This is a genomic window from Halopenitus salinus (assembly GCF_042662125.1).
Classification (GTDB): Archaea; Halobacteriota; Halobacteria; order Halobacteriales; family Haloferacaceae; genus Halopenitus; species Halopenitus salinus.
The window spans coordinates 27,901-52,470 of the sequence record NZ_JBHSXL010000002.1 but is presented as its reverse complement, the minus strand read 5'-3'; the positions used below and the strand labels follow the sequence as shown (position 1 = coordinate 52,470).

The window sequence follows — 24,570 nt, the reverse complement described above, 5'->3', positions numbered from 1 at the left end:
GCGGCCGTCAGAATTGGAGGTGCCCTGCTGGCACTCTTCTCATATACGCAATCCCGCGAACACATTTGTATGGATCTCTGATTGGTGATATTCGGACAACGCGAGCATCATCGGCAGAATGATTATCCCACTACAACACGAATCAGAGAATATGGGGGCCGACACCGATGACGACAGAATCCACGAATTTGATTGCCGTGAAACTACTGGAAATCCCTTCGATGAGATACTGACAGCGCTTGACGTTCTTCCCGATGATGAAATGCTTGTACTAATCGCCGACCACGAACCGGAACCACTCTATCCCGTCCTTGAAGAACATGGATACACTCATGAAACATCTCAAGCAACAGACGACGAGTGGCGAGTGACGGTTACTGAAAGGTGAAGAGCGATGAGTTGTGAATGACACTTCTATCACGGCTTGGTGATCCCGCGAGATGAATACCCGAGGTAACGACCCTCGGTGTACGAGATATTCACCTAACGGAGCGCCCTTTGAACTTACTAATGAAATCCACTGGTTACAATTTGACACGAGGCGTGAATAATCATGTATGTTGAATTTGATCGAGACACGTGCACCGGGATATTCAACTGCGTCCATGAATGGGAGAAATTCATCGAAGATCGTGATGCTGGCAAAGCCACACTTGTTGGAAGTGACGAGAGGGAACCAGGATTATACATTCGAGATGTTCCAGACGGAGCAGAATTTGATGCCGAGATGGCTGGTCGCGTGTGCCCCGTTGATGCAATTACCGTCTATGATGAGGAGGGCAACCAACTAGTACCCTGATGAGACAATCAAATCCGCAGTATTTCGACTCCTGTGCCTTGTTGAATCCGGTATAGCAGTCTCTGTTTAATGGATCGTTCGAGGTTGTAGACCGCGGCAGTGAGCACTAGTTCACGAATATTCGCGGTACCAAGCGCGTAGCGTGACAGCGGACCCGTATCGACGTTTGATGGTCGAGAAGGCACTCCGTCCATTCAGCGCAGCCCGTAGAGCTCGCTGTCCAACCGTACGTTGTGTGCGTGATCGTCGTGATCGAACAAACGATGAGGAATCAGCGTCCGAACGCGATTAGCGCGGAGTGCGGCCTGTAGCGACTAAGAATGCTTCTGTTCCAATATAGTTCCCTTGGAACGGAGTGTTGTGGTTATCTGATATCCCACCCGATTCCGGCCGGTTTGGCCGGTGGCTCCAGCGGACTCGAGGGATAGGATTTGTCGTCTCGGTAGGTGTGATACGCAGGTGGTGCAAGGTCGTTTGGACTGTTTGGATAGAACAGCGAGGCGAGCGCCTGTGAGTGCGCTCGGCCAGCGTCGAGTTCGAACATTCCACCTCCATAGAGTTCGACATCGTGTTGCAAGCCATATTCGAGAATACGACAGAGTGATTCGAGCGTCCCAGACCGACACGGCTTGATGTTGAGAGCAGCTGGTACCCAAGGTAGTTCCTGGGTGCTTTCGACACCCGTTATCGGGGCGTCCCAGGAGATTCGGTCAGCATATTCGTCGAGCACAGGTCGTGTCGTATCCGTGACGGCCGGGTCTTCGATGAGTGCATCCGGGAACGTCTCGAACAACTGCCGGTAGAGGTCCGGATCAGTGGGAGCCCCGACATCCGAACCGTACTGTGCTTTCAAATCCAGAATTCGAACCGCACCAGTATCCGAGAGGGCCGAGAGTAACTCGTCGCTCGGCGTGTCGGGGACATCGATCTTGAACTCGATACTCGAATCCGCGTCGAGGAACCGGTTCACGGGACGGATGTGTGGTGAATCCCCGAGCTGTAGACTGACGACGAATGCCATCGGCTCGTACGTACGGTCCAGTACCGATGCCAGCGATCGCCCCGACTGTTTGAGTGCCAGATCTAGAACTGCACTCTCGATCGCCCAACGCAAATACTCGGGAGCGTCTCTGGACGCAGTCTGTGTCAAGATATTCGAATCGGCATCGAGAGCGTCCGAAAACGTTCCGACCGTCCAGTCACCGGTCGGGAGCGCTAGTCCGTCCTCGCGAAGTCGATTGTGTGCCTCCCTGGAGCGGGTGACGTCTTCTCCGCATCCAGTTACGCCTTCGCCGCGAACACGAATGATGGTTCGTTCGAACGTCCGGTGTTCCGTCTCGATACGCTTTTCCTCGAACGAAACCGCTTCGACCGTGACCGGTACCGATTTGATATCTCTATAGAAGTCGGGGAGGCCACTGTGTATCGCGTACTCCCAATCCCCTCCGGGTTTGTGGTCGTCCATACGTTCAGTGCGGGCTCTGTGCTGAAATACCCCAGACGACTTTCCACCCAAAAGGGGAGAGACACCACCAAACCCCTTATCCGAATAGCAGACCAATATCAGAGGATGGCAAGTCACTCCCACGATCACGGCGACGACCACGCACACGGTGAGACTGAACCTGTCACCGACCGAAACCACGATAATTCCTGGTCCGCCAACCTCGAGAAGCCACAGTACGAAGACGACCTCTCGCTACTCAAGCGTCACGGAATCGAGGCGGTCGAGCACACGACCAGCGGTCACCACGTGAATCTCGTCACGCACAAGGCACACGGCCATCCCGAGGGGTTCCTCTACGATGCGCTTGATGATCGGTTTGGAGATGAGGACGTCGAGTGGGAATATATCGAGCAGTGCGGCTGCGGTGGTCATGTCGTCCGCGTTCACGTTAACTGATCGGCGCGAATCAGAGACTACCCTCAGGATTGGGAAAAGCTCCTCTCGACCGATTACACGCACAGCACGTGGACTGAGCTGTCAGCCAGCTACCACTCGTCTTCAGCTAATTCTGTCCGGACGTAGTATGGCCCCTCCCAGTTTTGGACCCACTCTGGAGCCGCAGGGTGAGATTGCAACTGATTTGCTTCGTACGACTCGTCTGGGAATATCGTTCCCTCTTCATCGGTTCCGTCTTCCCACGGCACTTCGAACGTTACTGAATCCCGGTTTTCGGCGGGATTCAGTTGTTTGTCTGCCCCATCGTCTAGATGGTACGGTCCGTCGACCCATTCTTGCGGATTGAATGTGACAACTATGTTAGATTTTCCGTTTGTCATAGTATTGCTGTCCGGTGCGTATTCGAAACTACTCGTGGAAGGCGAAAAAGCATAGGGGCGAATCCCACTTTTGAGCCCGAGAAAAGCCAATATTCCTGCTGGGCGGTGGCTGTCACAGCAAGTAATAGAGCCATAGTTCGATGCACATAGGGCTGTTCAGTCCCATAATGGATTCATGGCACCGGTGAAATCAATTGAGGACTGTGAAGGTGTACCGCACGCTGCCGTGTTCCCAACCGAAGAACCGAAAACAATCCGATTATCCCTGGACGAAGGTGAAAGCGTTGGTGCACACAGTCATCCTGAAAGGCAGGTTATTCTCTATTTAATCTCAGGTGAGATCGATCTGCAACTCGATGGGGAGTCTCATATCATACAGTCAGGAGATATCGTCCAGTTCGACGGGATGCGTGAAGTAGCGCCAGCAGCACAGACCGATAGTACTGCATTGATCGTTCTCGCCAAAAAGAGTGATTAACAGCGTTTCGGTCCAATTCGTCGACTCGTTGCGATGACCATCCTTATCGGCTAGCTGAACGAACGTTGCTCTATGTACGACCAGATCCTACTCGCCACGGATGGTACGATTGCATCGAAGAACGCGGAATCCCATGCGATCGAACTCGCCGAGATGCACGATGCTACCCTTCATGCGCTCTTCGTCGTCGACGAGAGCATCTACACGGCATACAGTGGAGATGAGTACGTCGATGAGGCAGAGGGACCCGAACATGGACTCGAAGAACGCGGACAGGAGGCAATCGAGGAGGTCCGGAGTAGTGCGGAAGACAGTGAGGTCGAGATGATCGCGGCAGTAAAACACGGACATCCCGTCGAAACGATACTCGAGTATGGGGATCGACAGGATATCGATATGGTCGTCCTCGGGACGAAACACCGGCCAGCGGAATACCGCGCGCTACTCGGAAGTGTAACCGAACGCGTGCTTCGGCTAACCACCCGACCGACAGTCGTCGTGAAAACGGAAGTCGACGAATAACCGAATTACTATGTGTAATTTGATATAATCACAATTCCTGAGTCTTGAGAGGATATCATAGAAACATTCTACTCACAGTGATTACTCAACTCAAAGCGTGTCGTTCAAACTGACGGAGCCGCTGTTTGTCAGACTGCCTCGACGGCCTCGATGAGTTCATCGTAGTCTGGTTCGTTCGTCGGATCTTCAGCTACCCACCTGTAGGTCACAGTCCGATCTTCGTCAAGGACGATCACAGCCCGGTTGGCGACACCGTACAGGCCTAAGTCCGGGATGTCGATAGAGAGGTCGTATCCCGGAATCGCTTCGCCGCCCATATCACTGACGAGGTCGAACTCGAGATCGTACTCGTCTGCGAACGCACCGAGGGAGAATGATGAATCGGCGCTGATGCCGAAGAGTGTCCCTCCCGCATCTTGAAGCTCATCGAGACGCTCTTGGAGGGCTACCATCTCGTTCGAACACGGAGGTGTAAACGCCCCGGGGAAGAACGCTAATACGGTAGGACCCTCTCCAAGATGCTCGACAAGTTCGAACGTCTCGTGTTCGCTTCCTCGGTACGTCGCTGTGAAATTCGGCGCAGTATCTCCTGTTGAAACCATAGCAGATCTATTTAAATGCGGAAGCGCCCTAAACCCTTGGCCGAACGGTTTCAAGAAATCAAACCGAACCCATATCCAAACCCCAGATTGTGCGCCATAAGAGCAATGATACAGCCTTTCTAAAACAGCTCCTCATCTAGAAATCCGACTCGTTGGCGAGCCCGCTTTCGCTCAGCATCGGTCAATCTGTACGCTGGTAACTCATCCACGAGTGACCCCAACTGCCTTCGTCGTTCTTGGTGACGTTCGAGAAAATCAGCTATGTTCTCTGCCGCGATATCTTTGAGTTCACCACTCAACAGCGATCCATCACGATATTCCTGGGCAAGTCGTTCCAGCCGTTCGTCGTCCGCTTCGAAGAAATACGAAAGAAACTGGAACGACGTGTCTCTCTCGGGATCTCCACCCAGGTCTCTGTGCTCGTCAATGGTCGATTGACCACCGGAATACGCGTGGGCCCGAATCTTCTCGAACACGGCCTCTCTGTCGTCGGAGAGGAGAATACTGGGCGCGTCGTCCGAAGAGCTCATCTTGCCTGGCCCTGCGAGGCTCGGAAGGAATTTCGAGAGCAACGCGCTCGGTTTATCGACGTCGTATCGCTGTTTGTCCGCAATGTCCCGACAGATGCGGATATGGGGGTCTTGATCGATTGCGATCGGGACGAGCGTCGGATGACGGCCCTCGATGAGTTGCGGCAAGAGGAGGTGTGTCGCCTGCACTGCGGGATAGAATGACAGACCAATATTCGCAGGTTCTCCGTACGTTGCCTCGATAGTCGATTGGGTCACCGCTTTTGCAAATGCGGTTGCGAGGGGATACACCACGTCTCCATCCGCTGTATCCACGATGATACGCGTCCTATCTGGATCAAATCCTACTGCGAGCAGATCGAGTAAGTTCTCACGAGTGTGAGCGCCGATTACTTCGAGAGACATCTCTTTGAGGAAGTATTTCTCGTCGTCGGACACTGGAATGTAGACGAGAGCGTTTGTCTGCTCTTGTAGGTACTTGGCGAAGTAGAACGGGAGGACGTGACCGATATGCATCGGCCCTGATGGGCCACGACCCGTAACAATAGAGTGTGGTTGCCCTGCGTTAACAGCGGAGAGGAACCTGTCTATGTCACGTTCTGCGTAGAACACCCTTCGATGAACAAGCGGATGGGGTGGGTCGGGGAAGGCTGTGATCTGGTCGTCCGAGAGCGGGTCAGCCCCGAACTGTTCGAGGAGTTTCTCGTAGTCGATCTCTCCGTCGACGCTGTAGGGCGTGACGGTGAACTCGTTTTCTGCTGTCATTTGTGGGCGTGCGTTTGGAGGTCATGATGACGGCGATACAATCGAGAATGCGAGTGAGCATCGTGGTTGGGTCAGTCGGGTGAAACCGACTGACCGTACTCCGCGATACTGTCCACTTCCGGACCCTAACTACCGCCAGCGCCGTACGTCCGTTTCACGGAAAGTGGACACTACGTCTAGTGAAAGGTATGGAGCGGGTATATGTGTTGCTGCTTTTCTCAACCCCAGGAATACGAAGTGCCGGCGTGCTGTTCCTTCGATTTCTGATAAACTCGGCGACTCAGCAGAGATTTGGCGTTCCGGGTTCCGATGCATATGATTGGTCTATGAGGCAGTTTCGTGTGCGTCTTCGGGGACAGCTATTTCGGTGGTCTCCCCGTTACCTTCTCACATGGAACTCCGCTACCCTCCTGAGCGAATTTCAGTACTATACCCACAAATATGAGCTCCCAGCAAACACCCTCAGAGGCAAAAGAGAAATCCGACACTGACTCTACACCACAGCAGCAGCGTCTCGATAAGAAACAGGAACGAGCAAAAGAGCAGGAGGCACAAGCGGCCGCTGAAGCACAGTCTTCCGCCGATGAGGAGACAACGCTCCTGAAGGTCTTCCGGTACGATCCTGAAGTCGAAGCCAAGCAAGAACCCCGATTCGATGACTTCCACGTTCCCTACGAAAAGGGGATGACTGTCTTGGATGCACTCATCTACGCTCGTGACCACTTCGACTCGAGTCTCACATTCCGTCACTCGTGCCAAATGGCGGTGTGTGGAAGTGACGGCCTATTCATCAACGGCAGCCAGCGACTCGGCTGCCAAACGCAAATTTCCGATCTCAACGATCCAGTCCGTGTTGAGCCGCTCCCGCATGAACCAGTGATCAAGGACCTGGTAGTGGATATGGATCACTTCTTCGAACGGATGGAATCCGTCGAACCATATTTCCAGCCTGACGAGCTTCCTGATGGGGAACTCGAAGAACAGCGCCAATCCCCCCAGAATCGTGAGAAGATCAAGATGGCCTCGCGTTGCATCCAATGTGGCTGTTGTACGTCGTCGTGTAATCCCTCACAGTTCGACGACGAGTACATCGGTCCTGCAGCCATCGTCAAGGGATACCGGTTCTACATGGATGAACGCGAAGGGGAGGCTGCACAGGAACGTCGACTGGAACTACTCGACAAAGAACATGGGGTCTGGCAGTGTCATACGCAGTTCTCGTGTACGACCGTCTGCCCGAAGGATATCCCAATCACCGAGGAGATCCAGGAGATGAAACGCGAATCCGTCAAACAGAACCTGAAATTCTGGTAGCCGTCAGAAGGAGACGTTCCGTTCGTCGCGCGGGTAGTCCCCAGTCACCTCTTCGACGTTGCTGCCACGATCGTCGTAGTACTTTCGTCCGATGTAACTATCGTCGAGACTACCATAGATCGACGCGAAGAGGTCTTCAAGAGTTTCGTACGGGTTGTCGTTGTCCCGTTCCAGCATCGCACTAATAGACTCCGAGTCATCGTCGTCGGGAGCATCAACCGTTACGTCTCCGGCACGTTCGATGACCCCCGCTCGGTCAACCGGAAACTCGAATTCCTCGTTCAGATAGCCGCGTAAGCGTGGGGGTCTCATTGTAGTTGATGTGTTATCGGGGGTATCCACCGGTCGAATGGTGAATGGGGTCGGTCAGAACTCCTTCAAGGAGTGTTTCGGGCGCTCACGGGAAAAGTGTGCTCCTCAATTCGTTCTCAAGCGGTGTTCGCGCTCGATATCCTGCAGCTGGGGGATTAGTTCAGAATCCCGTGCGACGTGGATGATATAGCGGGGGACGTCCTGTGTCGTCCGGGCCATAAACGGTTCGCCCCAGAAACTCAACAGCGCGTCCGTCTGCTCGTTTTCAGTCCCGCGAAGAATGAACGAGACGTTTTCATCGAGGTCGCGCCAGACAGGTTCCCGTACCGTCTCGGCGCCTGTACACTCCTGTACTTTCGGTTTGACCTGTGTCTTCCAGCGCTCTCGTTCACTCTCGTCGAGGACGAACTGAATTGAGGAAACATCTGGATTTTCAATCGGTGGCCGAAGCAACGCGTCGAACAAATCCTGGGGAATGAACATGAGCAGACAGACATTGAACCAGATCATTTCACCACGGGCCCCCTGACCGAACTGGGTACTCCGCGGTCTGAGTTGTGCTGGACCGATGAGTTCGAGGTCGGGAGTATCCATACCGGCTCGGATTTCTTCGACAGTGCGTTCGGTGTGAGCGACGGACTCAGAGAGGTTCTCTGTTTCTGATTCGCGTCGAAGATGGCTGATGAACAAGAACGCCATAAGAACGAGCGTAATCTGAAGCAGCACGGATTCGTCTACGATGTGCAAGAAATGGAGTACAAGCGCGAGAACAGCCGCTAGGATGCCCGCGACAGCTTCCCATTCAATCTCCTTAATTTGCCATCTCATATCGACTGTATCCCTGACACAGGATTCTGTCTATAGGCACATTACTCTGTGCAGTCAAGTAGCGAGGTTCACAGGAGGCGTTCGTGGTTGAACCCAGACGGCCTTGTCCACACAGAATGGAACTTCCTCAACCTCCTTGCTCTGAGTTTGATGCTCCGTCGAGGATTTGAACCTCGGTCCTCGACGTGAGATGCCGAGATGATTGGCCGAGCTACACCAACGGAGCAGGCTTACCTCGATGCCGGATTCTGTTAAACCTATCCACCGGACACGCCGGAGGTGGGTGTCTGTCCTCTACAGATAAATCAATGGTTTGTGAGCTTGCACTGTCCTTCTGTAGGTTCGGAGCATCTCGAGACGCGAAATGATTCGAAATGAGATACAGATCGACCACCCTGTTGAAGCGTATACAGACGCAAATTGTCGATAATGGACGAACAGCCAAGCAATTCGGACGGCGATTCGGACCATCATCGTCATCGAGAGGACCAAGGCAAACACGATAGCTCTCACATCGGGGCAGGGTCAGAACAAGCGCTACTCGAAGACGAGGCAGGTCCGCAACACCACCACGAAGAGGAGGAACACGGCGATCACGGGAGTGGTCATGACGGCCATGGCGGGATGCACGAGGGCCACGAACAGATGTTCCGCCGACGCTTCTTCGTCTCGACGATCCTCTCGATTCCCGTGCTTCTCTATAGCGAAACACTGCAGGAGTGGCTTGGCTTCTCCGTCCCAACGTTTTCGGGTAGCGAGTGGATAGCCCCGGTGTTCTCCGTCGTCGTCTTCGCGTACGGTGGAATCCCGTTCCTCCAGATGGCGGTGCCGGAACTGAAAGACCGAGCGCCGGGGATGATGACGCTCATCTCGATGGGGATTACTGTCGCGTTTGTCTACAGCCTCGCGAGTGTAGTCTTCCCGACGGAGTCTGCGTTCTTCTGGGAACTCGTCACACTCATCGACATCATGCTGCTTGGGCACTGGATCGAGATGCGGTCGGTTCGGCGTGCATCGAGCGCCGTCGACGAGTTGGCGAGACTAATGCCCGATACCGCCGAACGAATCACCGACGACGGTAATACCGAAGACGTCCCCGTGGACGAACTCTCCGAGGGCGACCTGGTGCTCGTCCGGCCGGGCGCGAGCGTCCCCGCCGACGGCGTCGTCGAGAAGGGCGATTCGGACGTCGAGGAATCGATGATCACGGGTGAGTCGAAACCGGTTTCGAAAGAACCTGGCGACGAGGTCATCGGCGGTACCATCAACGGCGACGGCAGTCTCCGCGTGCGCGTCGGTGCGACCGGCGAGGAAACCACGCTCGCGGGCATCATGCGACTGGTCGAGGAAGCCCAGCAGAGCAAATCCAAGACTCAGGTGTTGGCTGACAGAGCGGCGGGGTGGCTGTTTTACGTCGCGCTCGGGACGGCAGTCGTGACGGCACTCGCGTGGACAGTCGCAGTCTCGTTCGATGCGACCGTGATCGAACGTGTCGTCACGGTACTCGTCATCGCCTGCCCACACGCCCTCGGGAAGCCTACCTCCGCGATCAGCTCGAAGCCACCTTTGTCGGCAGCCCCCGGGTTCCACTATGCGCGGAATGTCGGCCGGAGTACGACGCCCAAAAGGGGGGCTTCGGCCCAGTTGCACCGGACAACGAGGCTGTCAAGGAACTTCTTCACGCACTCCCCCTCGATCAGCTACTGGACAATCACGGAGTCTAACAACTCACGTCGTCCTCGTACCTCCGTAACTACCTCCGAGAGGTCGACCCGCTTGAGGACGGTCTGCGTCGGGGCCGTGAATGTCCGTGCAGGACGAACGGTAATTGCACTGTAATTCGGTGTGCTACCCGCCGAATCGATTGTTTCGTACTCAGGGGATACAGCGGGCGCCACCCACGAACTTCACTCACCTCGGTCGCACAGCCGATTTGTGGGGTGCATAGGGAGTCGACAGTAGCATTGTGTTCAATGGATATCCGACTCGACGATCGCGACGCGTTGAAGCGCTGCGATAGCAATCACGGTATTCAGTTTTACATGTTGAAGTAGGCGCATTGTGTAGACGGGGAAAGGACAGATAATGCTGATTCAACACGAAGGATGGAAGGAACCACCAGATGCCGGAGACGATGGATGACCGGTACGGGGACAGATCCGATCACCTCGTGTGCCAACAATGCGGGTTTTGTATCACGTGTGGTAATTGCATGGACGTTGGCTGCGGCGAAGCGGTCAAGCCCAAGGACTCCAATGGCCGTTGAGTTTCATTTTCAGATTTGTGCGTCCGACGATTCTTGATGGATTTGCGTAAAACGGTCACGAAGCCAGAGACGGGTGTGTCATGGCCACCGGGTGTTCACGGAGAGGTTTCGAGAAGGGCTGCGGTCAGCAGGCACGAGAACTGCCCCATCGTCTTAACCAACAATATTATGGAGATGTGCTCGTGTTGGTTAATTCGAGAGGAGCCCATGTCCGACGAACCCCCGACCCCACCGGCGAACCTTCCGACGGAACTCGTCACCACGCTCAACGAGGCGACCTCGGACCAGCTCCGAGACGTTGCAACGTACGCCGAAGCGCTCGCCGAACACAAGGACCGTGAGGCGCGTCTCGAGGAGTCAGTAGACCAGGAAGACGTGGAGGACCGGCCCGACGACCTCCCGGACGACGTCCCTCCCAAAGCGACGATTACGATCAAGGAGATCAACAACAACCGCTACTACTACTGGCAGTGGCGAGATGGGGAGAAGATTCGCTCTCAGTACAAAGGCCCGGTCAACCCGGACGAGTAACACTCGAAGAGGGAAGCCACCCATCCACGTTTCCGACGGTTCGCCACCCAGTCTCAGTCGATGGTCGAGGGAGTCGACGCCGCCATCGAATCACCCGCCCATGGTTCTGCCGGATCGAGAGTTCGGCCTCGACATCCAGCTGGCTGCCCAAAGTACAGATGACCTCCCGATGACGATAGCCGGACCTAATTGATGCACCCGGTAGCTGCCCGCCCCCAACCAAACCCAGACCGAACGGAATCAAGCCCACCGAGGTACGCGCCCACGATCACCAAGCATCGACGTGGTGCTCGCTGAAGCTCTTCGCGTCACCGTTCTCGATCAGTGTTTGATTGGGGTCGGATACCCGGTTGGTGGAACACCCCCGTTCTCATTCGGCATTCCTTCGGTGAGGCATTCCTTCGGTGAACAGCACGCGAGAGTATTGCCAGACGGGCATGGCGATCTGTGCGCGGCGGGGGAACGGCCGAGGCGCCGAACACATCGATAGCGGGGTGGGATCCCTCGAATCTGTATCGGTGAACACATCGATAGAGGTGTGTGCCGTGAGTCCCGGCACAGAGATTCCAGTGAGCCAGCTCCTCGGGGAAATACCGGAACAATACCACGGTATCGATTGAATGTGATCGCAGCGGATTATCCTTATTTCGACGGGTAAAGCGACTCTATCGGTGAATTACATATCGATAGAGGTGTGTGATGGTTGGTCGTCGGTTGGGCGGCGGCCGTGCGCCGAGAGCTGCGGATTACTCCGTCTGGAGGCCGTGTGGGCCGTTCGCAGACACACATCGATAGAGGGGTGTCTCCAGACGGGTCCGATGTGCACCGGCGGGCAGCGGGGTCAGGTTTCGTTCCGGACCTGTGATTTGACGACCGACTGGACCTCGTTATCGGAAACCATCTCGAGGCGAGAGTCCTCACGCAGCGTTTCCAAGATGGTTTCCGGTCGTTCGCCGAACTGGAACTCGAGGAACATGCCGGAGCTGGGGCCGTGGCTCCGACGCTCGAAGTCCACGAGGGAGTACGTCGTCAGTTCCTTCATTTTGTTCACGTACGACTCCTGTTGGTACTGGTCCGAATTGATCGAGTCGGTCAGGTACTGATACACTCGGTAGCCGGTCGTACTGCGAGCAGTCCCGTTGGCCGTCTCCGCGGCGACGGCCGCCGTGGCATACAAGCAGAGTTTCTTTTGGGTGCTGATGCCGCGGACGACCTCGAGGACGCGATTTTTCTCGACTTTGTCCTGCGCTTGCCGCACGTGTTCTTCGCGCACCCGCTCGTCGCCGTCCCGCTCGGCGAGCTCACCGGCAACACGCATCAAGTCAATCGCTTTCCGTGCGTCACCGTGGGTTTGGGCGGCGAAGGCCGCTGCCAGCGGGATCACTTCCTCCTCGACGACGCCGTCGTGGAACGCATCCTGGCGGCGGCGGAGAATCGCCTGCAACTGGTTCGCGTCGTAGTCGTCGAAATGGACGTCTTCGGGCGTGAACGAACTAAGTGCGCGACTGCCGACGGATTCCATCATCTTCGTGTCGTTCGAGATGGCGACCACGGAGATGTACGCGGTGAGGTCGTCGTCGGCGCCGGCGCGTGACAGCTGGTACAGCAGCCGGGAGAACGCGGGATCTTGCTTGTCCCGGCGGCCGACGAGCATGTCCAGTTCGTCGAGGACGAACACGACGGAGTCGAAGTGCTCGTTGACGATGCGGTAGAGTTCGTCCCATTTCTCTTTCGTCGCTACGCCGTGTTTCGGGACTTCGACGTCCACGCCGGCCTCGTCTGCAGCTTGTTGGGCGAGCTCGTAGACCGCGACGCCGAGCGTATCCAGGTCCTGGCAGTTGACTTCGATCGTCCCGAATCGGATGTTTCGGGACTTGCAGATGCGACTAATATTCTTGCAGACGGCTTTCGTGATGAGTGACTTCCCCGTGCCGGACGGGCCATAGAGGAAGAGGTTCGGTGGCCGGTTGTCGCCGAGTGCGACGCGCAGCATCTTGGTGACTTCCTGGAGTTGTTCGTCCCGCCCGACAATGCGGTCTTCTTCGACGACGTAGTTGGGGTCGAGCAGGGAGCGATCGTGGATGAGGCCGTCTTGCTCGTCAAACTCGAGGAGCATGTCCTCGATCGACTGGGAGTCGGTCTCGTTATCCGCATCGGTGGCTGTGTCGGACGCTTGGTCGGCCGCAGGAGACCCTGTGGAGAAATCCGTTTGCGTAGCGTCGTCTCGAGACTCCGGATCGGGTGGGGACCCCTCGGAGTCGTCAGTGCCCATGTACGACCCCATACAGAGGAGAAGTAAAAACCTTCCCCACCCCTATCGAAGTGTAAATCGGAGAGTGAGTGGTGCATTCCCGGCGATTGCACCAGTACGATTCTGTCTGGCACTGATTTCCTGACGCGCCTGACGATGTGTTCGGAGACCCCTCGGACCGACTCCCACGATCCCGATACCAACAGACACACCCCTCTATCGATGTGTTCGAGGCGTACAACGTGAGAGCATCGTTGAGCAGTTCCGCCAAATTCAAACTCAATGGAAATCGGTTCCTTCGCCCTGATACTCCATGAAACAGCAGCCAACAAGACAGTTCCAAGAAGTGCTACACTCCGAAAAGCCGGTGTTTTCTCTTCTTCTCTTCTTCTTCTCTTCTAGCTTTCTAGAACAAACACACACACACACCTCTATCGAAGTGTTCGAAGTGTCCTGCAACCGGTGGTATCTGTCCTCGGCTATCCGACGTATTCCCCGTTCAGTTTGTGTTGGTGAACGTATCCCGCAGCGGCTCCGGCACGGCGCATACGGCCCAGATCACCCTCGCCACCACCGATATCCGTCCGTTGCTCGGTCGTTCGGTCGTCCGGCTGTATTCTGAACACATCGATAGAGGGGTGTGTGTTTCCGCTTCTGCCGTCCTCCCTGAGCACCACTCCTCTGAAGATCCGTTCAGTCAATCTATTCGTGAGGACCTCTCACGTGGAACACATCGATAGAGGGGTCTCTCCAGCCCAGTTAACCAACACCATCCCGTCATCGAAGCCGTGTTGGTTAAACTGTTGTCACGGCCGTCGCGGAAGACGATCCACGTTTTCCCGGCCTCGCAGTCGGATCCCACGGTGGGTTCGTGATGGAGCCGGTAGTACCGAGGTGTAACCAGCCTGCAGGTACCCCATCCCGTGTCTACTCTCCCGGGCTCGACGCGCTGGGAGCTCTGCCGCTCAATCGATGTACTGATTCTCCCATTCACGCCGGGCCGAAATTTCCCGTGCGCCCCGCCGAGTCACTGTATAGACGTTCGTTCGCTGGTCGCGTTCTCCCTTGTCGAGAAGGCCTTTGTCAACAAGGGTATCGAGGTTCGGGTAGAGGCGCCCGTGATGGATCTCCGATTCGTAGTACTCCTCCAGTTCGTCTTTGATGGCCAGCCCATGTGGTGCCTCCAGTCCGGCGACACCGTAGAGGAGGTCGCGCTGGAATCCTGTGAGGTCGTACATATTGCGTGTAGGGTTATTGAACTACCTCCTCGTTATTCTTTCCCGCTGGACCCGCACAGCCGTCGTCCACCCGTTCCGAAGCATTCCAAATTCCGTATCTGGAAGCACGCAAACCCGTTGCCGGTGACTGTTCTCCCCGATTCCAGTAACCCGTCCGCACCTCGAGTTCCGTTCATGAACCACTGCGTTCTGTTGGGTCCCGTCTCAACTCCCGACGGGTTGTATTCGTATCGAGTATGCTTGTCGAGGCGTATGTGGCTCACGTAGCCGTCCCGATTCACCAACAGGCCGCCGGCCGGTCGATGATGTCGGTTACTCGTCACCGGCTTCGCTGAAGGCGGACAAGGGGGGTTCTCGGGTTGCCGCGAGTTCCCGCTGAATCGCCGTTCGGTCCCAGCCCAGCGGCAACAGCACGCTCTCGACCGCTCTGACCAGCTGCGTCTCGTAGTACGCGGCGTCGTAGGTCTCGATCGCTTCGTGGGCGAGGGCGACCCGGTCTCGCGAGGCTTTCTCGTCGTCGACGACCACGTACTCGATATCCTGGCCCGGGTGGACTGCCAGATCCTGCTGGCGGGCTCGCTTCAAGGCGGCCACGTTCTGGGTGTTCTGTGCGTAGCCGTCCAGCGGCTTGGAGACACGGTTCCGCTCGACGAGCCGCTCTACTGCTACGTTGCCCGCCTGCAGGTCGTCGATTGCGCGTTCGAGCCGTCCGAGCACCGCGTCCGGTGACCGCGTGGCATCGAGCCGGTCGAGACAGTCCAACTGGACGGCCTCGATGAACGGCGGGGTTGAGCGCTGCCGGGCTTCGATGCCTCTGATTTTGAAGTTGTCGTCGCCGGCGACCTTCCCGAAGTACTTCGTCAGTGCGCCGGCGTCACTCTCGCGTTGTGGGACGAACGCCACCCAGTCGTAGTGGGCTTCGTGTTCGAGCCGAATCTCAACGCGCTCGGTGATTGCCGTCGCGAGCGTTTCGAGGTCTTCGCGGTCCTCGTCGTCGACGTCGGGGTCCGGCGTCACCCAGATGGAGTCGACGATGCCGTGGACGACGCGCCAGCCGCCGGCTTCCAGCCGTTGTTTCGCCGCCAGCAGGATCTCGCGAGCGAACGCGTTGATCGCCTCGTGGCACTCGATGCGGCCGAACTTCGCGTTACTGGACGGAGAACACGGTCCGCCATCACATCAACGAGCTCCGGGATGCGGGCCTCGTCGACGTCGTTCGCTTCGAGGAGGGGCGTGGTGGGACGACGAAGTACTACCACGCGAACACGATCGTCCTCTCGTACTCACTACCAGATTCGGCCGACGCCGCCGTCGAGGAGATGATCGACGCTGCCCAGCCCCAGATCACGGACGCGCTCACTACGCTCACCGACGAGTACGACGACGCTATTGAGGAGATCGTCGAGGATATGCAGCCCTGCGAGCACTGCCAGACCCAGAAGTACGAGACGTACGTTCTTCTGACCGTCCTGCGACGTGCGTTCGTTCGCGCCCACAGAAATTCCTGAGGGGGAACCACCCCTACGCTGGCAGGGTCTTAGAAGGAGAACCGATCACGCGCGGATTGCATCGCGAGGCGAGTCAGGAGTCGCGCAGGGCCACGCTTTGGGAGGTCCCGTACAGTCTCGATGCTGGTCGGCGGTTCACTACCACCAATGTCTAACTCCCAGCCTGTCTCGTCCATGAAGCGTTCGACAGCCTGATTTACTCGCTGTCGCACGTCGTCCGAGTCCATTGTCTCGGGCACACCATTCCGGAGGACGACGTCGCCGTCAACGATCACTGTCTCGACGTCGGCCGGGACCGCGTTGTTCACGACGTGTGCGGGAACGTTGGTCAGTGGCGTGAACTTCGGTTTGTCGACGTCGAGGAGGATAATATCCGCGCGCTTTCCCGCTTCGATACTGCCGATCTCGTCGCCCATCCCCAGCGCGCGTGCGCCCTCGATAGTGGGCATTCGTATCAGTTCCATCGAGTCGAACTGCCCGGCTGAACGCTTGAGATTTGCCGCCAGCCGAGCTTGCCGCGCTTCACCGAACATGCTGTACGAGTCGTGCCAGTAGTGGTCGTCAATCCCTACTCCGACGTCGACGCCGGCGGCTCGAAGCTCGGGAACGGGCGTCCACTGCGTCTCCCCGTCCGGATTCCAGTAACAGAAGACGGACGGGCAGTGCGCAACAGCCGCGTCCGCCTCGGCGGTTCGCTGGATGTCCTCTTCGTCGCCGAGGCGGAAGTGAGCAGCGACCAGTCGGTCGTCCAGGAGTCCAACGTCGTCGAGCAATCCTACCGAGTCCTCGCCACCGTTCGCTCGTGCCATCGTGTTACTCTCCTCGAGTTCGAGCAAGTGCGTGTGGACGAGCAGGTCCGGATACTCTGCGGCGAGGGATGCGGTCCGTTCCCACAGCTGCCGGGTACACGACCAGTCGTCGTGCGGGCAGATCGTCGCCCTGATTCGGCCGTCGTACGTGTCGTGGTACGTTTCGACGAACTCGCGAGCACGGGCGAACTGCTGATCGACTGGTTGGTCCCAGAAGAGGTCCGAGATCGCCGGGCCGAAAAATCCGCGGAGCCCTGCTTCCCCGAACGTCTCCGCACCTGCGGCAGGCCGTGCGTCCATGGAGTTCACGGTCGTGACACCGCCCAGGAGGAAATTGAGCGCTGCGAGCTCGACGCCTGCCTCGACGAGGTACTCGAATTCGCCGTTCCCTAGTCTGTTAAACAAGGCCGTCCCACTCCCGAGCATCTCCGTCAGCTCGAGTTCGCTAAACGCACCGATGAGCGGTGTCATCTCCAGGTGCGTGTGGGCGTTCACCAACCCCGGCATCACCAGTTTCCCGTTCCCGTCGATAACGGTGGATGCTTCTAATTCTCCGTCTCCTGCACGTGATGGTCGGACTTCTTCGATACAGCCATCGGTGATGCATACTGTGCCGCGCTCGTACAGGCGGTTCCGCTCGTCGGCTGTGAGAACGAGTGCATCATGGATTGCCAGATCGACAGCCATCGTAAATTAGGAAGTGGATGTGACAGTTACCGTACTGGACAACCGAGCAGGCCGGCGAAGGCTGTTCTTCCAGGTGGTGTTCCCCTCATTTGGGATATCATCGGTCTCTACTGGTCCCATTAGCCTCTAATACGTCGGCGTGATTTAATCAGATTCCCCTTTTGAATCTGAAGTCGGATTCCGTGGAGCTTGTGGAGGTTTGCAATGTTTTCCCCTCTTCACGATAGATCATCTATGGCCGACGGTTACGATGCCATAGTACTGATACCCTCATAGGCAGTATATTCTAACCAAAACCGCAATAGATGATCCCTACAATGATACACCTATGCAGGCGACGATAATCGACGGAGTTCTTGAATCCCTTCGTATCGGTGTCGGATTTCTCTGGACGGCGGCGTGGGCGATCATCATGGGCCTCACGATTACGAGTCTCGTCCAGGTCTACGTCTCGAAGGAGCGGATGGCACAGGTGCTGGGTGAGGGCGATCTAACTGGACTTACCAAGGCGACTGTGTTCGGAGCAGCAAGCAGTGGCTGTAGTTTCGGCGCCGTCGCCATCGGGAAGGGCCTGTTCAAGAAGGGGGCGCACGCGGTGAACTTCCTCGCGTTCATGTTCGCGTCGACGAACCTCATCGTCGAACTAGGGCTGATGATTCTCATCCTGCTTGGCTGGGAGTTCCTCGTCGCGGAACTGCTCGGCGGCCTGATTCTCATCGCCGTCATGGCCGCCATCGTCCACCTCACGCTTCCCGAAAACCTGTTTAACGAAGTCCGCGAGAAGCTCAACGAGCGCGACCGCCAGGCGGGCGTCACGGAAGATCCCACCTGCGGGATGGAGGGGAAAGACGAGTACACGCTCACGACCGACGGCGGTGAGACGCTCAAATTCTGCTCGGAGGGCTGTATGGAGACCTATCGCCAGGAGACGTCGAGTAGCGGCGGGTGGCGTGACGAGTTGCTGTCGTGGGGTGGCTGGTACAAGGTCGGGAATCAGTACCGCAAGGAGTGGTCGATGATCTGGAAAGACATCGTCGCCGGCTTCCTTATTTCTGGGTTCGTCATCGTCTTCGTCCCGCAGTGGGTGTGGAACACGCTGTTCATTCAGGGCGACGGCCTGCTCGTGACTGCCGAGAACGCCGTCATGGGCGTCATCATCGCCGTCCTCAGTTTCGTCGGCAGTATGGGCAACGTCCCGTTCGCCGTCGCGCTGTGGGGCGGTGGCGTCAGCTTCGCCGGGATCATCGCGTTCGTCTACGCCGACCTCATCACCGTGCCCGTGCTGAACGTCTACCGGAAGTACTACGGCTGGAAGATCATGCTGTACATCCTTGGCGTCTTCTTCGTGACGATGGCGTTCACTGGCTTCCTCATGGAGTTGCTGTTCGACGCCCTCGGCATCGTACCAGATCTGGCCGGTGGCGAGACGGCGACCGAACAGACGTACTTCGAGCTCAACTACACGTTCTACCTCAATATTATCGCCTTCGCGCTCTCCGGGTTCCTCCTGTATGTCTACCGACGTGGAATCGGCGCACCAGGTCAGTATCGTGATCCGGTGTGTGGCATGCGGACCGACGATGAGGGGCCGAGTGCGTCCAATGATGGGATGACGTACTATTTTTGCTCGAAGACCTGTAAGCGGGCATTCGAGGAAGAGCCCACGGAATTTGCTGATCAAAGCCCGCAGATAACAAACCACGATCACGATCACTGATAGATGTACTGTGGTTCATCCGCTGTGAAGCACTTCATCATCGCACCTTCAATCCGCAATTGTCACACCTGTCGCGCCAAAATTGATTGTATGAGCAGTCAGATATCGAAACAAGGGGATGTCATATGAACCAACGTCCAGCGGATACCGTCGTTGGTGTGCTCCTTGGGTTCGTCCTCTTGGCTGGCGGACTACTCAGTTGGCGGGCCTATCAACAGCGTCGCGCTATCGAGCAGTCGATGGGGCCGATGATGGACTCGTCTATGGGGGCGATTCACGGTCCAGATCCTCTCTGGTACGTGGTTGGAACCCTTCTGGTCGCAGGCAGTATCGGTGGCATCTATTACGTGGTTCGAGGGAATCTCATCGATTCGACAACCGACTCAGCGGATCACATCGACCCCGATCAGGTATCGGAGGCAACGCCTACATCGATAGACGATGACGCCTCGCCGGCGACGCCTATCAATCCTGAATCGGATCCGCAAGCGCGCGTTCTCGATCTCTTACCGGATGATGAACGACGCGTCCTTGAACCCGTCCTGAACTCGCCTGGAATCACGCAGATCGAACTTCGGGATCGATCTGAGTTCTCAAAGAGTAAAGTGAGCCAGACCGTGAGTTCACTCGAGGAGCGCGGGCTGCTGTATCGGGAACGACAGGGTCGAACCTACCGCGTGTATCCGAGTGATGACCTGCAGAACTAACAGACGTAGAAATTCATACTAACACTACCCATCATGTCACAAGCAACACTCGAAACTGATCGCATTAGCCGGGTTCTCAAGTCAAGCACGTGGCTCAATCTCCTCCTCGCCGCACAGTTGATCGCCGGGTTGGTGTACGCATATTTCACAGGAGATATGGGGAGCCGGTGGACCCATTTCGTCCTTCCATTTATTTGGTTCACCGCCTCAGTCTGGGTGATCTGGCACACTCGACCTGTAACGAAACGTCGAGTGTATCGTATTGGTGCCGCACTTGTCGTTGCTCTATATCTCATCGTGATGTTTTATTTTTCAGGATTACTTGGACCGAGCACCTCTCATTTCGGGCAACTCACTGGACCAAGCGGCTTCGGAATAACGTGGGGTCGATCTTTGGGATGGAGTCCGGTCTTCGTCTATACAGGTGACCTGATCACGGTCTCGCTCATTCCTTACCAAGCGGTTGGCCTGTTCGCGCTGGCGTATCTCGTCTATGATGCATTGCTTGATTTCTCGCAGTCGGCAGTCGGAGGAATAGTCGGGATTGTGGCGTGCCCTGCCTGCGTTAGCCCGTTGTTTGCCGTACTACTTGCAGGCGGACTGAGTGGTTCTTCAACGATGTTATTGCTTGGTGCGTATGGCTACGAAATTGCGACCGTTCTGTTCCTCATGACAATTGGAATCCTCTACCATCGTCAGGCACTCACGAGGCAGTATCACCAGTTCCGAGGGAACTGATCCATCTCGTTCGTGGTCAGCAATACCCGAGCCTCCCTCGCCGCCTGAACCGTGGTTATTGTCTGGATCGCCGCAATGAGGTGAACAGTCTCGACGGATCCCCTTTGCTCTCACCATTCCTCTGATCCTTTCGAATTCGGCAGGTATGAACGATCCCGTCAGTAGAAAACGTTTAGATGGCGTTATAGACGTTCTTGAACGCTCTCCTGTTTGAGTTCACTCCCACGAAGATAACTCCGAACCCACCGTATGACTACTTGAGGCGAAAAACAATGACCAACCGAAACCTCGGACGATGGCTGCTCGTGGTGCTCGCGATTGTCGGACTCGCGTTTGCCGCCCCGGTAGTTAGCGCACACGGTGACGAACCGATCCAGGGGAACGAGACGGCAGCTGAAGGGACGCCAGCCGATGGTAGTGCAGCAGACTGGGCGGCCTGGATGGAAGGTCACATGACCGACTACATGGGCCCGAATGCCGTTGACGAGATGGAAGCGCACATGGGCGTGACCGTCGACGAGATGGCCCAAGATATGGCGGACGACAATCACACCGCGACGGGGATGAACGGACAGGGGTACGGCTGCTAACGATCCCTGTTCGGATCCTCGTCTGACACGATAGATATTCGACTTACTGACTCAACGATCACAATGACACACTACACCAACACTCTCGGGCGGACGACTCGTCGAATCGCAATACTAGCGGTTCCGCTGTTGATTGTAGCAACGGGCACCGCAGCGGCTCACGGTGGTGGAGGCTACGGCGGCGGTATGATGGGTAGCGGCGGTTGGGGGGTCTTCAGCGGTGGAATGGGCCTCTGGAGCTTCCTTTGGATGGGGCTCCTAATCGTCGTCCCGCTCTATCTCGTCTACTCACTCCTCAACAGAGATTCTGAGAGGAGTGATAGTCGGCCGCTTTCGGTTCTTCGTGAGCGTTACGCTCGCGGTGAACTCTCCGATGAAGAGTTCGAACGTCGACGAAAGCAACTCGAGTAGTGCCCATGACCGAAATAGAAGGAGCATCGTCGAGAAAAAATTCTCGTCTGCCAGTTGGGGCGACGGGACCGAACGCTTAAGTGCGTAAACAGGATACAGTATTACATGAGTTACACAATACAAACCAAGATTGATGGAGAGTTCGACGATGTCGTCGACGCAACGAATGCCGCGCTCAAAGACGAGGGATTCGGTGTTCTCTGTGACATCGACATTCAGGCGACGCTCAAGGAGAAACTCGGTGAGGAGTTCCGCCAGTATCGCATCCTCGGTGCGTGCAATCCTCCGCTGGCATACGAAGGGTTGAGTGTAGAAACTGAACTCGGTGCGCTCTTGCCCTGTAACGTCATCGTCTACGAGAACGATGACGGCGTCATCGTGGTGAGTGCGGTCGACCCGGAACAGTTAGTCGGGATCGCTGATAACGACGCGCTTGACTCCGTCGCGACCGAGGTCAGCGAACGATTCGACCGCGTACTGGCAGCCGTAACTGACGAGTTCGGATCCGCATCGGAGGCCTGATCTCTGATGGCATCATCGGATCAACTGGATACGACGACGATACTGCTCATCGTCCTCGGAGCGTTCATCCTCCTTCCCTTGCTCACAATGGGTATGGGGTTCGGTGGGATGATGGGATACGGAGGAATGATGGGCCAGTACGGTACCACAGGTGGTTGGTGGCCCCTCATCGGGATGCTCGTCCCGGTCATCTTCCTCCTTGCGCTTCTGGGCGGTGGATATCTCATCTTCCGGCGGATGAGCGAGACACAGACGTCTCATAATCCCGCGATGGAAGAGTTACGTCTGGCGTACGCTCGTGGCGATCTCACGGACGAAGAGTTCGAAGCCCGACGAGAAAAGCTCGAACAATCAGAGTGACCACTACCCAAACCGCGTTTCACCCGTTTGAACACCTGCGGATCGACTCGAGGGTATCGAAACCAACCGTTCGGCAGCATCGTTCCGTTACATCGAAATGGTGTGCTCGATTCAGCATATGGTTATGAGTAGTAATGGGAACAAACGACAAGTTCGGAGTGAGTCACGTCCGAAGTCTTCGCACCAGTATCGCGCGTAGCTACCCACCGAAGAATGATCCAGACAACATGACACATCACAGCCGACGTCAATTCTTAGGCATTGTCGGTGCCAGCGCAGTCGCCAGCACCGGCTTTGCTCAGTCAGCGAACGCACAGGAGACGCCCATCGTGGAGATGGGAAACAATTACTTCGACCCAATCGGCCTACGTGTTGATCCCGGGACAACCGTTCAATGTCAACAACCCCACCCTACTTCGCTCACCCTGACGGGTTCGCTCGTTGAGGGAGGGGCTTGTCCGTGAACTCAGCCTCAAACCCGTCCGGGTGGGCGGTGAATCCGCCACTTGGCGTCACCGTTCCAGACTTTAGGGCGAGTTGACTGTCGCCCGTCCGCCGAGGCGACTGTTGGCCTCGACGGACATACCGCATCCCGATGTTCTTCGCCGCATTGTAATCCGCATTCGCTTCCGATTCGCACTTCACACACCGGAAGTCCGTGCGAGTTTGGCGATTCTCGTCTGCCGTGAATCCACACTCGGCGCACCGTTGCGACGTGTACGCCGACCCCACTTGCTTCACAGAGATGCCGACTGCTTCGGCTTTGTACTCCACTTGCTCGTACAGCGTTCGGAACGCCCACTTGTGCCCCCACGACGCATCCGTTCGGTCGCGGATGTCGGTCAAGTCCTCGAACGCGATCACGTCGCACTCGTATCGAAGTGCTTCATCCACAATCGCGTTCGACGCTTGGTGAACCACGTCACGAACGTATCGTAGTTCGCGTCCACTTGATTGTTCGAGCGTTCTGTGGGCGCTTCGCGTGCCTGTCTGTTGGAGTCCCGCACGGACTTTCTCGAACTCGCGGAGGTTGTGTGAGAGTTCGCGCCCATTGATGAATCGTGCTGTGCTGGTGACGGCGAGGTTTTCAATACCGAGGTCGACCCCGAGAACCGTTCCGTCCTCGGCGGTGTCTCGCTCAGTGTCGGTCTTGGGTCGGCGGAAGCCGATGTGCAAAAAGTAGTCGCCGTCACGAGCGGTGAGTGTGCTTTCCGTGACGCTCCAGTGGTCGGCGTCGAGGTACTGCCGTTGGTAGCCATCCTCGGCTTCAGGGAGGGCAAGTTCACATCGGACGCGACTCTCCGTCGTGGAGAGTGACACTGTATCGTCATCGAACAGCGTCATCGTTCGAGTGTCGTACGTTACCGTGGGTGCGGTGAACGTGGGCTTGCTGACCTGCTTGCCGTTCGAGCGGCGTTCGAGACAGCCAGTGATGGCTTGGGCGGCTTGGTGGGTGGCGAGAATCGCGTGCTGACTACCGAGGTCGGTTTCCTCGCGCACGTCGTCGTAGGCGAGGGGTTGTACGTCGCTCTTGGCGTTACACTTCCCCCACGCCATGTCCGTGGCGAGTTGGCACCCACGCTTCCACTCGGAGATGGTTTCCTCAAGCAACTCGCGTTGCTCAGCGTCTACCGAGAGACGAGTGATTGCCGTCCGACGCACGTAGTCGTCTGCCACAGTTTCAATGTGTATGAGTGGCTATTTATAAGCTGGTGTTTGTGACAGATACGAACGCGCTCCTCCCCTCCCTACTCGCTCCCTTCGGTCGCTCCTTGAGGAAGGGGACTCCGCGCTACCGCTTC

General features: G+C 56.7%; 24 protein-coding genes, 1 tRNA gene and 3 pseudogenes. 16 read left to right on the top strand and 12 right to left on the bottom strand.

The features are described from left to right. Positions 1 to 151: 151 nt before the first annotated feature. Together ACFQE9_RS01435 and ACFQE9_RS01430 are read left to right on the top strand one after the other, a co-directional pair. A complete protein-coding gene (locus tag ACFQE9_RS01435; protein WP_273739192.1) occupies positions 152 to 388 on the top strand; it encodes a DUF2249 domain-containing protein in 237 nt (78 codons plus the stop codon). A 165-nt stretch (positions 389 to 553) separates the two neighbouring features. Further along, a complete protein-coding gene (locus ACFQE9_RS01430; protein WP_006667243.1) occupies positions 554 to 799 on the top strand; it encodes a ferredoxin in 246 nt (81 codons plus the stop codon). 364 nt (positions 800 to 1,163) lie between these two features. Here ACFQE9_RS01430 and ACFQE9_RS01425 read toward each other — a convergent pair whose 3' ends face one another. Next, on the bottom strand, positions 1,164 to 2,264 hold the full coding sequence (locus tag ACFQE9_RS01425) for an enolase-like domain-containing protein (RefSeq protein WP_379739307.1): 1,101 nt from the start codon (positions 2,262 to 2,264) through the stop codon (positions 1,164 to 1,166). Between the two features lie 105 nt (positions 2,265 to 2,369). Between ACFQE9_RS01425 and ACFQE9_RS01420 the strand changes: the two genes are divergently transcribed. Then, positions 2,370 to 2,702: a CGCGG family putative rSAM-modified RiPP protein gene (locus ACFQE9_RS01420; RefSeq protein ID WP_006667245.1), complete on the top strand. Its 333-nt coding sequence runs from the start codon at positions 2,370 to 2,372 to the stop codon at positions 2,700 to 2,702. An 89-nt stretch (positions 2,703 to 2,791) separates the two neighbouring features. On the opposite strand, the gene ACFQE9_RS01415 is transcribed toward ACFQE9_RS01420, so the two are convergent. Continuing rightward, entirely contained in the window at positions 2,792 to 3,082 is a 291-nt protein-coding gene (locus ACFQE9_RS01415; RefSeq protein ID WP_379739304.1) for a hypothetical protein, read from the bottom strand. A 175-nt stretch (positions 3,083 to 3,257) separates the two neighbouring features. On the opposite strand from ACFQE9_RS01415, the gene ACFQE9_RS01410 reads away from it, so the two are divergent. Beyond that, a complete protein-coding gene (locus ACFQE9_RS01410; protein WP_379739301.1) occupies positions 3,258 to 3,560 on the top strand; it encodes a cupin domain-containing protein in 303 nt (100 codons plus the stop codon). A 72-nt stretch (positions 3,561 to 3,632) separates the two neighbouring features. After that, a complete protein-coding gene (locus ACFQE9_RS01405; RefSeq protein ID WP_379739298.1) occupies positions 3,633 to 4,082 on the top strand; it encodes a universal stress protein in 450 nt (149 codons plus the stop codon). A 128-nt stretch (positions 4,083 to 4,210) separates the two neighbouring features. Here the strand turns inward: ACFQE9_RS01405 and ACFQE9_RS01400 are convergent, their stop codons facing one another. After that, positions 4,211 to 4,684: a redoxin domain-containing protein gene (locus ACFQE9_RS01400; RefSeq protein ID WP_379739295.1), complete on the bottom strand. Its 474-nt coding sequence runs from the start codon at positions 4,682 to 4,684 to the stop codon at positions 4,211 to 4,213. A 119-nt stretch (positions 4,685 to 4,803) separates the two neighbouring features. Further along, positions 4,804 to 5,979: a tryptophan--tRNA ligase gene (locus ACFQE9_RS01395; RefSeq protein WP_304449993.1), complete on the bottom strand. Its 1,176-nt coding sequence runs from the start codon at positions 5,977 to 5,979 to the stop codon at positions 4,804 to 4,806. 441 nt (positions 5,980 to 6,420) lie between these two features. Here ACFQE9_RS01395 and ACFQE9_RS01390 point away from each other — a divergent pair, with 441 nt between their 5' ends. Continuing rightward, positions 6,421 to 7,293, top strand: a complete 873-nt coding sequence (locus ACFQE9_RS01390) for a succinate dehydrogenase/fumarate reductase iron-sulfur subunit (RefSeq protein WP_304449992.1) — start codon at positions 6,421 to 6,423, stop codon at positions 7,291 to 7,293. 3 nt (positions 7,294 to 7,296) lie between these two features. Here the strand turns inward: ACFQE9_RS01390 and ACFQE9_RS01385 are convergent, their stop codons facing one another. From ACFQE9_RS01385 to ACFQE9_RS01375, 3 genes are all read right to left on the bottom strand, one after another. Beyond that, positions 7,297 to 7,605: a DUF5789 family protein gene (locus ACFQE9_RS01385; RefSeq protein WP_235167698.1), complete on the bottom strand. Its 309-nt coding sequence runs from the start codon at positions 7,603 to 7,605 to the stop codon at positions 7,297 to 7,299. A gap of 105 nt (positions 7,606 to 7,710) precedes the next feature. Continuing rightward, a complete protein-coding gene (locus ACFQE9_RS01380; protein ID WP_379739292.1) occupies positions 7,711 to 8,433 on the bottom strand; it encodes a hypothetical protein in 723 nt (240 codons plus the stop codon). A 151-nt stretch (positions 8,434 to 8,584) separates the two neighbouring features. Then, positions 8,585 to 8,659: transfer RNA gene (locus ACFQE9_RS01375), tRNA-Glu, on the bottom strand. Between the two features lie 203 nt (positions 8,660 to 8,862). Between ACFQE9_RS01375 and ACFQE9_RS01370 the strand changes: the two are divergent. Continuing rightward, positions 8,863 to 9,966, top strand: a pseudogene (locus tag ACFQE9_RS01370) (HAD-IC family P-type ATPase); the annotation flags it as partial. Between the two features lie 940 nt (positions 9,967 to 10,906). Beyond that, a complete protein-coding gene (locus ACFQE9_RS01365; protein WP_379739289.1) occupies positions 10,907 to 11,230 on the top strand; it encodes a DUF6788 family protein in 324 nt (107 codons plus the stop codon). An 841-nt stretch (positions 11,231 to 12,071) separates the two neighbouring features. Here ACFQE9_RS01365 and ACFQE9_RS01360 read toward each other — a convergent pair. From ACFQE9_RS01360 to ACFQE9_RS01350, 3 genes and pseudogenes are all read right to left on the bottom strand, one after another. Then, positions 12,072 to 13,502 (bottom strand): orc1/cdc6 family replication initiation protein, encoded by a 1,431-nt coding sequence (locus tag ACFQE9_RS01360; RefSeq protein ID WP_379739286.1) that lies wholly within the window; start codon positions 13,500 to 13,502, stop codon positions 12,072 to 12,074. Positions 13,503 to 14,446: 944 nt separating this feature from the next. Continuing rightward, positions 14,447 to 14,719, bottom strand: coding sequence for a helix-turn-helix transcriptional regulator (locus ACFQE9_RS01355; RefSeq protein ID WP_379739283.1), 273 nt, complete (start codon positions 14,717 to 14,719; stop codon positions 14,447 to 14,449). 312 nt (positions 14,720 to 15,031) lie between these two features. After that, a pseudogene (locus ACFQE9_RS01350) lies at positions 15,032 to 15,871 on the bottom strand (DNA polymerase domain-containing protein); the annotation flags it as partial. A gap of 2 nt (positions 15,872 to 15,873) precedes the next feature. On the opposite strand from ACFQE9_RS01350, the pseudogene ACFQE9_RS01345 reads away from it, so the two are divergent. Beyond that, positions 15,874 to 16,227, top strand: a pseudogene (locus ACFQE9_RS01345) (ArsR family transcriptional regulator); the annotation flags it as partial. A 29-nt stretch (positions 16,228 to 16,256) separates the two neighbouring features. Here ACFQE9_RS01345 and ACFQE9_RS01340 read toward each other — a convergent pair. Beyond that, positions 16,257 to 17,723 carry an amidohydrolase family protein gene (locus ACFQE9_RS01340; RefSeq protein WP_379739280.1) on the bottom strand — a complete coding sequence of 489 codons (1,467 nt, stop codon included), beginning with the start codon at positions 17,721 to 17,723 and terminating at the stop codon, positions 16,257 to 16,259. A 328-nt stretch (positions 17,724 to 18,051) separates the two neighbouring features. On the opposite strand from ACFQE9_RS01340, the gene ACFQE9_RS01335 reads away from it, so the two are divergent. The 7 genes from ACFQE9_RS01335 (at position 18,052) to ACFQE9_RS01305 (ending at position 22,768) form a co-directional block, all read left to right on the top strand. After that, on the top strand, positions 18,052 to 19,440 hold the full coding sequence (locus ACFQE9_RS01335; protein ID WP_049986199.1) for a permease: 1,389 nt from the start codon (positions 18,052 to 18,054) through the stop codon (positions 19,438 to 19,440). 125 nt (positions 19,441 to 19,565) lie between these two features. Continuing rightward, complete coding sequence (locus ACFQE9_RS01330; protein ID WP_004048657.1) at positions 19,566 to 20,147, top strand: helix-turn-helix transcriptional regulator; 582 nt, start codon at positions 19,566 to 19,568, stop codon at positions 20,145 to 20,147. A gap of 33 nt (positions 20,148 to 20,180) precedes the next feature. Continuing rightward, entirely contained in the window at positions 20,181 to 20,885 is a 705-nt protein-coding gene (locus tag ACFQE9_RS01325; RefSeq protein ID WP_123624180.1) for a DUF7546 family protein, read from the top strand. Positions 20,886 to 21,157: 272 nt separating this feature from the next. Further along, the gene (locus ACFQE9_RS01320) at positions 21,158 to 21,475 is read left to right on the top strand and encodes a hypothetical protein (protein WP_004048656.1); all 318 of its coding nucleotides are present in this window, start codon (positions 21,158 to 21,160) and stop codon (positions 21,473 to 21,475) included. A gap of 63 nt (positions 21,476 to 21,538) precedes the next feature. Then, positions 21,539 to 21,886: an SHOCT domain-containing protein gene (locus ACFQE9_RS01315; RefSeq protein ID WP_049986201.1), complete on the top strand. Its 348-nt coding sequence runs from the start codon at positions 21,539 to 21,541 to the stop codon at positions 21,884 to 21,886. Between the two features lie 105 nt (positions 21,887 to 21,991). Then, positions 21,992 to 22,408, top strand: coding sequence for a DUF302 domain-containing protein (locus ACFQE9_RS01310; protein WP_004048654.1), 417 nt, complete (start codon positions 21,992 to 21,994; stop codon positions 22,406 to 22,408). A gap of 6 nt (positions 22,409 to 22,414) precedes the next feature. Beyond that, on the top strand, positions 22,415 to 22,768 hold the full coding sequence (locus ACFQE9_RS01305; protein ID WP_049983674.1) for an SHOCT domain-containing protein: 354 nt from the start codon (positions 22,415 to 22,417) through the stop codon (positions 22,766 to 22,768). 420 nt (positions 22,769 to 23,188) lie between these two features. Here ACFQE9_RS01305 and ACFQE9_RS01300 read toward each other — a convergent pair whose 3' ends face one another. Further along, a complete protein-coding gene (locus ACFQE9_RS01300; RefSeq protein WP_123624177.1) occupies positions 23,189 to 24,445 on the bottom strand; it encodes an RNA-guided endonuclease InsQ/TnpB family protein in 1,257 nt (418 codons plus the stop codon). Positions 24,446 to 24,570 lie beyond the last annotated feature (125 nt).